Annotated in this window: 7 protein-coding genes; 2 read left to right on the forward strand and 5 right to left on the reverse strand. The window is 71.2% G+C overall.

Going from position 1 to position 8146, the window contains the following annotated elements:
- Window positions 1–3 precede the first annotated feature (3 nt).
- Together ACPOLA_RS09440 and ACPOLA_RS09445 are read right to left on the reverse strand one after the other, a co-directional pair.
- Window positions 4–945, reverse strand: a complete 942-nt coding sequence (locus tag ACPOLA_RS09440; RefSeq protein ID WP_435770165.1) for a carbohydrate ABC transporter permease — start codon at window positions 943–945, stop codon at window positions 4–6.
- The gene (locus tag ACPOLA_RS09445; RefSeq protein ID WP_435770166.1) at window positions 942–2234 is read right to left on the reverse strand and encodes an extracellular solute-binding protein; all 1293 of its coding nucleotides are present in this window, start codon (window positions 2232–2234) and stop codon (window positions 942–944) included. Before ACPOLA_RS09445 ends, ACPOLA_RS09440 begins: the two co-directional genes overlap by 4 nt.
- 215 nt (window positions 2235–2449) lie before the next feature.
- On the opposite strand from ACPOLA_RS09445, the gene ACPOLA_RS09450 reads away from it, so the two are divergent.
- Window positions 2450–3652: a DUF4032 domain-containing protein gene (locus tag ACPOLA_RS09450; protein ID WP_435770167.1), complete on the forward strand. Its 1203-nt coding sequence runs from the start codon at window positions 2450–2452 to the stop codon at window positions 3650–3652.
- Between the two features lie 13 nt (window positions 3653–3665).
- Here ACPOLA_RS09450 and ACPOLA_RS09455 read toward each other — a convergent pair whose 3' ends face one another.
- The 3 genes from ACPOLA_RS09455 to ACPOLA_RS09465 are packed head-to-tail and all read right to left on the reverse strand — an operon-like array spanning window position 3666 to window position 6594.
- On the reverse strand, window positions 3666–4703 hold the full coding sequence (locus tag ACPOLA_RS09455) for an asparaginase (RefSeq protein WP_435770168.1): 1038 nt from the start codon (window positions 4701–4703) through the stop codon (window positions 3666–3668).
- A gap of 37 nt (window positions 4704–4740) precedes the next feature.
- Window positions 4741–5805, reverse strand: a complete 1065-nt coding sequence (locus ACPOLA_RS09460; RefSeq protein WP_435770169.1) for an NAD(P)-binding domain-containing protein — start codon at window positions 5803–5805, stop codon at window positions 4741–4743.
- A 42-nt stretch (window positions 5806–5847) separates the two neighbouring features.
- On the reverse strand, window positions 5848–6594 hold the full coding sequence (locus ACPOLA_RS09465) for a class I SAM-dependent methyltransferase (RefSeq protein WP_435770170.1): 747 nt from the start codon (window positions 6592–6594) through the stop codon (window positions 5848–5850).
- Window positions 6595–6773: 179 nt separating this feature from the next.
- Between ACPOLA_RS09465 and ACPOLA_RS09470 the strand changes: the two genes are divergently transcribed.
- On the forward strand, window positions 6774–8048 hold the full coding sequence (locus tag ACPOLA_RS09470) for a choice-of-anchor P family protein (RefSeq protein ID WP_435770171.1): 1275 nt from the start codon (window positions 6774–6776) through the stop codon (window positions 8046–8048).
- Window positions 8049–8146 lie beyond the last annotated feature (98 nt).

Consider the following 8146-nt stretch of genomic DNA (forward strand, 5'->3'; position numbering starts at 1 on the left):
TGCTCATCCCTCCTGCCGGGCCTGCGCCAGGTCGACGCGGAAGGCCTTGATGATCAGCCAGGCGATCAGCAGCACGGACAGGAACAGCAGCACCGAGAGTGCCGACCCCATCCCCAGCTGGAACTGCTCGATGGTCTGGCGGTAGGTGAGGAAGCTGATCGACTGGGTGTCCTCCGCGCCGTTGGTCATCACGAAGATGTTGTCGAAGATCCGGTAGGCGTCCAGCGCGCGGAACAGGATGGCGACCATGATCGCCGCCCGCATGTTGGGGATGATCACCTTCCACAGCCGCTGCCACCAGGTGGCGCCGTCGACCTTCGCGGCCTCGACCATGTCCTCGCTGACCTGCGCGAGACCGGCGAGGAGCAGCAGCGACATGAACGGCGTCGTCTTCCAGATCTCCGAGATGCAGATCGCGATCACCGCCGGCGTCGTCTCGCCGAACCAGTTGAAGTCCTGGCCGATGAACGGCAGCCAGCCGTTGACGAAGCCGTTCTGGTAGGAGAAGGCGAACTGCCAGGTGAAGCCGGAGACGACGGTGATGATGCCGTAGGGGATCAGGATCGAGGTGCGCACGACCCCGCGGGCGAAGATCAGCCGGTGCATCACCAGCGCGAAGATGAACCCGATCACGAGCTCGATCGCCACCGTCACGACCATGTAGAGCACCGTGATCCCGGTGGACTTCCAGAACAGCCCGTCGGTCAGCGCCGTCAGGTAGTTCTCGAGCCCGACGATCTGGCGCTCGTCGGGCGCCGTCAGCGAGTAGTCGTAGATCGACAGCCACAGCGCCCGGAGCATCGGGAAGGCGGTGACGATCAGCATCAGGATGATCGCGGGTGCGACCAGCTTCTGCCCGAGCCGGTTCTCCGCCCTCGTGCGGTCGCTGGGATCCGGCTTCTTCCTGGCCGGCAGCGCGGAGGCCGGCACGCTCGTCGAGGTCACAGCAGCGCCTTCCCTTCAAGAACGGCCTTCACGTACTCGGCCGACTCCTCCGGCGTCGTCTCCGGGGAGACCGACTCCGGTGAGTGCCAGGTCTCCTGCAGCGCGCCGGAGATCATGGCGTAGAACGCGCTCTTCGGTCGCGGACCGCCCTCGTCGACGCTGGTGCGGAACAGCTCGATCAGGTCCTTCGGGTAGTCGCCGCTCTCCGCCACCTGGTCGTAGGCGGAGTTGGTCGACGGCATCAGCCCGTGCTCCATCGCGAGGTCGACCTGCACGTCCGTGCTGGTGATGCAGCGGGCCGCCTCCATCGCGAACTCCGGGTGCTCGGAGAAGGCGCCCACACCGATGTCGATGCCACCCACCGGCGGCGCCGACGGCTCGCCCTCGACCGTGCGCGGGTAGCGCGCCCAAGCGAGGTCCTCGAACGCCTTCTCGTTGGCCGGGCCGCCGGACTCGCCCACCAGGCCCTCGTAGTTCTTGTAGACGAACGTCCAGTTCACCATGAACTCGCCGGGGCCCTGCTCGGGGAACATCGGGCCGAGGACGGTGCCCTCGTTGGACACGGAGAGGTCGGGCTGAGCCGCCTCGGAGTCGGCGAGCTTCTTGATCACCGCGGCCGCCTCGCGCCCCGCCTCCGAGTCGATCTCGACCGTGGCGTCACGGCCCTCCTCGGTGTCGGAGATGATCTGGCCGCCGGCACCCTCGATGAGCGCGTTGAGCCACACGACGTAGCCCTCGTACTTGTTGGCCTGCACCCCGACCGTGCCGCCGTTCTGGGCGGCTCCCTCGATGATCTGGTCCCAGGTGACCTCCTGCATCTCCTGCTCGCTGAGGCCGGCGGCCTCGGCGAGCGACTCGCGGTACCAGAGCACCTGGGTGTTGGCCCAGAGCGGGATCGCGTAGACCTCGTCGTCCCAGACCACCGTCTCCGCCGCGCCGCGGAGGTAGTCGCCGTTCTCGTCGGTGATCTCCTCGGCGAGGTCCTCGGGGATCTCCTGCAGCCAGCCCGCGTTGGCGAACTCGGCCACGAAGACCGGGTCGAGGTTCATCAGGTCGGTCGAGGAGTCCTCGGCGGCGAGCCGTCGGGCGAGCTGCACCCGCTGGTCGGTCGCGCTCGACGGGAGCTGCCGGACGCGGATGTCGTAGTCGTCGGTGCTGCACTTCTCGGCGTACCGCTCGAAGACCGGCACCCCGTCGGGGTTGACGTACCAGTTGAGCTCGGGCTTACCGGAGCCGCCGCACGCGGAAAGGGTCCCCGCGGCCAGGGCGGCGACGGCCGCGAGGGCCACGGCCCTGCCGCGACGCCGCGTCGTGCCCGTGCTCCCGGAGGCAGTGGGACCACACCTCCGGCCTGGTGTGGCGCTTCTCGTGGTCATCGACCAGATCACTCCCTCCGAGGTGTGGCGTGTGCCACAAGTGCTACCGCAGTGCGCGGCCTTTGTCCATGACCGGCGAGCGGCTGGTACCCCGTGACGCCACTCACCAGACCCCGTAGGTTGCGGCCATGGCGCTCCACCTCGTCGCCGCCCGCACCGATCCGGCGCTGTTCCGGCTGCCGTGGTCGCAGCGGCTGGCCGAGTGGGACGACCGCCACGTGGTTCCACTGCCCCTCGGTCTCTCCCGCCACGTGGTGCGGGTGGTGCAGGTCAACCGCCAGTTCCTGGCGGTCAAGGAGACCGACGAGGCGATCGCGCTGCGGGAGTACCACCTGCTGCGGGAGCTCCAGCGCCTGGGCCAGCCGTGCGTCGTACCGCGCGGGGTGGTCACCGGCCGCGTCTCTCCCGACGGCGAGCCCCTGCCCGCCGCGCTGCTCACCGAGCACCTGCACTACTCGCTGCCCTACCGCACCGTCTTCCAGCACGGGCTCCGGACCGAGCAGGTGCCGGTGCTGATCGACGCCCTGGTGGTCCTCCTGGTCCGGCTGCACCTCGGCGGCTTCTACTGGGGCGACGTGTCGTTGTCGAACGCCCTGTTCCGACGGTCCGCGAGCGGGTTCGCGGCCTTCCTCGTCGACGCCGAGACCGGCGAGCTCCGCTCGAGCATCTCCGACGCGATGCGGGAGCACGACGTCACGGTCGGCACCGAGAACATCTTCGCCGAGCTCATGGACCTGGCCGCGAGCGGCGAGACCGAGGGCGAGCTCGACAGCCACGCGGTCATCGACCAGCTCGTCGAGCGCTACCACGCCCTGTGGAACGAGCTGACCGCCGCCGAGGAGTTCGGCGTCGACGAGTGGTACCGCATCGAGCAGCGGATCGGTCGGCTCAACGACCTCGGCTTCGACGTCGACGAGCTCGACGTGCTCAGCGAGTCCGACCGGGTGCGCATCCAGCCCAAGGTGGTCGAGGCCGGCCACCACCGCCGGGAGCTGCAGGAGCTGACCGGGCTGCGGGTCGAGGACAGCCAGGCCCGCCGGCTGCTCAGCGACCTCGCCGCCTTCACGGCTGCGAACGGCCTCGGCGACCACGACCGGCAGCTCGTCGCCCAGCGGTGGCTCACCACGATCTACACGCCGATCGTGGAGCTCCTCCCCGGCGACCTCGCCCGCAAGCTGGAGCCGGCGCAGTACTTCCACGAGGTGATGGAGCACCGCTGGTACCTCTCGGAGCGGGCCGGGCGCGAGATCGACATCTTCGAGGCCGCGGCCGACTACATCCGCACGGTGCTGCCCCACCGGCCACCGGACGCGCCCGGCGACATCCGCTGACCGCGAACGGTGCTCACGGTCGTCCGCGGACGTCGAACTCGAACGCGACGCGCTGTGCGCTCCGCGCTCCCGCCAGGACCAGCGCCCACAACAGCAGCCTCGCCTTGACCGGCGGCAGCCAGCCGGCCGGCACCGCCCCGCGCCCGACCAGGTCGACCTCCGAGCCGGGATAGCCGTACAGCGCCCGCCCCGTGGGCCCGGAGCCGGTGCGCGAGGCGAAGACGACGGGCAGCATCGCCGCGGCCCGGCCCACCGCGTCGGCCATCGCCGCCGAGACGTGACCGGCCCCGAAGCCGGCGACGACCACACCGTCCGGCCGGTCGAGCCCGTCGGGCCCGTCCGGCCCCGAGCCGGTGACCAGGTCGAGCAGCTCGCCGCGGTCCCCCAGCCACGTCGTCAGCAGCGGGACCCGCGGCAGCGGCTGCTCGAGCCGCCCCGCCAGGTCCGGCAGCGGGATCGCGCCCGACCGGCCGGCCGGGACGCCGTACACGACCTCGGCCTCGACGTGCCGCCCGATCGGGCCGAAGACCGGCGAGCGGAAGGCACCGGTCGACATCGAGTCGGTCTTGGCGACCCACCGGGCCTGGTGCACCTCGTCGTCGAACACCACGAGCACGCCGCGCTCCCGGGACGTCGACGCCAGCGCCGCCCGCACGGCCGCCAGCAGGTTCGCGGGACCGTCGGCCCCGGGACTCTGCGGCGAGCGCATCGCACCCGTCACGACGAGCGGCTCCGGGCGGTCCCAGAACAGGTCGAGCAGGTAGGCGGACTCCTCGAGCGTGTCCGTCCCCTGCGTGAGTACGACGCCCGCCGCTCCGGCGTCGACCGCGTCCCGCGCCCAGCCGAGCGCCGCGAGGACCGTCCTCTCATCGAGCGACCCGCTCGGCAGCATCGCCAGCGTCTCGGCGCGAATGTCGGCCGACGCGCCGATCGCGGGCACGGCCTGGACGAGGAGCTCGGCGGTGAGGCTGGGGGCCACGGCGCTCCCGTCGGCCGAGGTCATCGCGATGGTGCCGCCGAGGGCGCCGATCGCCACGGTGGGCGTGCTCATGCGCCCAGCATCCCGCAACGGGTGCACCGGCCTCCCGTCAGGCAGTCGCCCGTTGCAGCCCGAGCCGGTCCCGGACGGCGAGAGCCGCCGCCCGGCCGGCGCGGTTGCCGCCGATCGTGCTGGCCGACGGTCCGTAGCCCACGAGCTGCACCCGCGGGTCGCGCGCGGCGGTCACCGCCGTCTGCACGTCGGCACCGCCCTCCAGCAGCGCGATGCCGCCGTGCTCGCTGCGGAGCCGCAGCGGCGCGAGGTGCCCGACGGCGGGCCGGAACCCGGTGGCCCACAGGATCACGTCCGCGGGCTCGAAGGCGCCGTCGGCCCAGCGCACGCCGTCGGGCTCGATCCGGTCGAAGGCCGGGCGGCGCCGGTCGTAGGCGCCGAGCCGGGCGGCCTCCTGCTCTTGGGGCCGCAGGGCCAGGCCGGTGACGCTGACGACGCTGGCCGGCGGCAACCCCTCGCGCACCCGCCGGTGCACGAACGCGATCGCCTCCCGGCCGGCGTCCTCGTCGAAGTCCTCCCGCCAGACCGGCTCCCGCCTGGTCACCCACAGCACCTCCGTGCGGGACGCCAGCTCGCCGATGAGCTGCACGGCGGACGCGCCGCCGCCGACCACCACGACCCGCCTGCCGTCGAAGTGATCGGCGCCGGGGTAGTCGGCGGTGTGCAGCTGCTCGCCGCGGAAGGACGCGGCTCCGGGGTAGTGCGGCACGAACGGCTGCGACCAGGTCCCGGTGGCGTTGACCAGCGTGCGGGTCGTCCAGGTGCCTCCGGAGGCGTGCACCACGAGCAGGTCGCCGTCGCTGGTGACCCGGTCCACGCGGACGGGCCGCACGACGGGCAGCCGGCGCTCGGCCTCGAACCGGCCGAACCATGCGGGGACCACCTCGTTGGCCCGCTCGTGCGAGCGGCCCGGTGCCGGCGCGCTCGGCAGGTCGGCGACCCCGTGCACGTCGTCCATCGTCAGCGAGTCCCACCGGTGCTGCCAGGCCCCGCCGGGCCGCTCGTTGTCGTCGAGCACCACGTGCTCCACGCCCAGCCGGGCGAGGTGGTACGACGCCGACAGGCCGGCCTGGCCCGCTCCGATCACCACCGCGTCGTACACGGAGGGGGAACGCTCGCCGGGTGCGGACTATGCCCGCGCCGGTCATCCGGCGGTGGCGGCACCCTTCGGCTTCTGCGCCACGACGACGTAGTTCTTCGGCATCCCGCCGTCGGTGTACTTCCAGTGCGTCTCGGCGTCGGCGTAGAACCGCGACAGCCGGCCGGCCAGCCAGCGGGTGAAGAGGATCGTGGGCGCCACCGTGAGGGCGCGCTTCCTGCCCACGCCCAGCGCGCGGACCGCGCCGAGGTCGGCCGGCAGGTGCCCGTGCATCATCTTGAACTGGTAGGCGACGGTCCCGAAGTAGCCCTCGAGCCACTCGATCCGCATGATCTCGAAGCCGGCCTCCTCGAACAGCCGGCGCAGCGCGAACTGGGTGTAGCGGTAGAAGTCGTAGGGGACCTGGTGCTCGGGGAAGAACAGCGGCACCGAGCAGAACAGCCGCCCGCCCGGCTTGAGCACCCGGTGCAGCTCGGCGAGCGCCCGGTCGGGCTCGGGCAGGTGCTCCATGACCTGGTTGAAGACGACCCGGTCGAAGCGCTCGTCCTCGACCGGGATGTCGGTGATGTCGCAGACGTAGTCGAGCGGCGCGTAGTCGGTGCCGAGCTGGGCGAAGTCGGCCGCCTCGTACTGGGCGTGCTTGAAGAGCTTGCGGTACGGCGATCGCCCGGCGCCGGCGTCGAGGACCAGCATCCCGGGGCGGGTGCCCTTCGCGAACCGCTGCATCTGCCGCTTCAGCTGGACGCGTGAGGCGTTCACGTACTTCTTGCTGCGGGTGCTGCGCCGAGCCATCCGAGTCCCATCGTCCGCGTGTCGAGCCGCCGTCCCGGGATCGTAACGTTCCCCCGATGGGGATCGTTGGGAGGCAGTGGGGTAAACATTGAGGGATCGTTCTGGCTTTTTGCCCGAAAGGGCGCAGAGTGGTCTTCCGGGGGGAACGAACAGATCCGAATACTTGGGAATGGGGTCCCGTGAACGTCCGTCTGCTTTTCACCGCTCTCCTGATCAGCCTGGGGCTGGTCGCGGTCCCGGTGCCGCCGGCGCAGGCCGCTGAGTACATCTGGAACTACTCGGCCAACACCGGCGCCACCTACGTGAAGGCCGTCGGAGGCACCATCACCTCCGACGCCACGGCCCAGTCCTCCGTCAGCGGCGGCGGCACCGAGCCCAAGTCCTCCTCCAACAGCACGCTGGCCGCCAACGTCGGCACGCTCCTGCGCGCCGGTGCGGTGGAGTCGCGGACGTCCGCGGAGAAGACCGACGAGTCCGGCGGCACCACCCTCCGGTCCTTCGCCCGGACCGCGAACCTCCGCCTGCTCAACGGCCTGATCACCGTCGACGCCATCGAGACCAACGTCGCGACCGTCGGCAAGTCCGACGGGACCGCCTCGGCCACGGGCAACTCGCAGCTCCTCGGCATCCACATCATCGGCGTGGACCTGCCGGTCCGGATCCCGCAGAACTACAGCGTGACCATCCCCGGCGTCGCCAACATCAGCCTCAACTACATGGCGCACGTCTCGACGCCCGAGCTGACGGCGACCCGCGCCTGGGCGATCGGGGTCCAGCTCCTGGAGGCCCGCGACGGCTTCTCGGCCGGCACCACGATCATCGTCAACCCGGTCAACCAGTACCTCCAGGAGGCGGTGCCGTCCAACGGCGCACGCCTCGCCGGGTTCGCCTACGGCACCCGCGTCCAGGCCAAGGTCGGCGACCAGATCAAGGTCGTGAGCGACCCGACGGCCTACATCGCCACGCCCTACGGCTCCAGCAACGGCAACACGCAGCGCAACACCACGGCGACGGTCAACATCCCGAGCCTGCTCAACACCGGTGCGGTCACGTCCACGACGACGTCGAGCAAGGACGGCCTCGACGCCACGGTCACCAACACGCACAAGGTGGTCGGGCTCAACCTCCTCAGCGGGTTGATCAAGGCCGACGCGATCGAGGTGTCGGCGACCGGGCGGTACGTCAACGGCCAGTGGACCAGTGGGATGAAGATGACGGCCGTCAACCTGGTCGTCGCCGGACGGTCCATCCCGATCAACGTGTCTCCCAACACCTCGATCGACGTGGCCGGCCTGGGCAAGGTCGAGATCAACAAGCAGCAGACCGCTCCGGCACAGCGGATCAACCGGATCGACGGCATCAAGATCACCCTCGACACCGCGCGGGCCGGGCTGCCCGTCGGTGCGGTGATCGAGCTCGCCGTCGCGGCGACCGGGATCACGCCGCAGGGCTGATCGCCGACAGCATTCGTGGGGGGGGGGGGGGGGGGGGGGGGCCCCCCCCCGCCGGGCGCCCGGGGGCGTGGCGCGGGGCGCCCCCCGGGGCGGCCGGG

The organism is Nocardioides proteolyticus, from assembly GCF_051280635.3.
GTDB lineage: Bacteria > Actinomycetota > Actinomycetes > Propionibacteriales > Nocardioidaceae > Nocardioides.

Coding starts and splice junctions, on each gene's coding strand:
- ACPOLA_RS09450 (WP_435770167.1), top strand. CDS start 2,450: ATGGCGCTCCACCTCGTCGCCGCCCGCACCGATCCGGCGCTGTTCCGG.
- ACPOLA_RS09455 (WP_435770168.1), bottom strand. CDS start 4,703: ATGAGCACGCCCACCGTGGCGATCGGCGCCCTCGGCGGCACCATCGCG.
- ACPOLA_RS09465 (WP_435770170.1), bottom strand. CDS start 6,594: ATGGCTCGGCGCAGCACCCGCAGCAAGAAGTACGTGAACGCCTCACGC.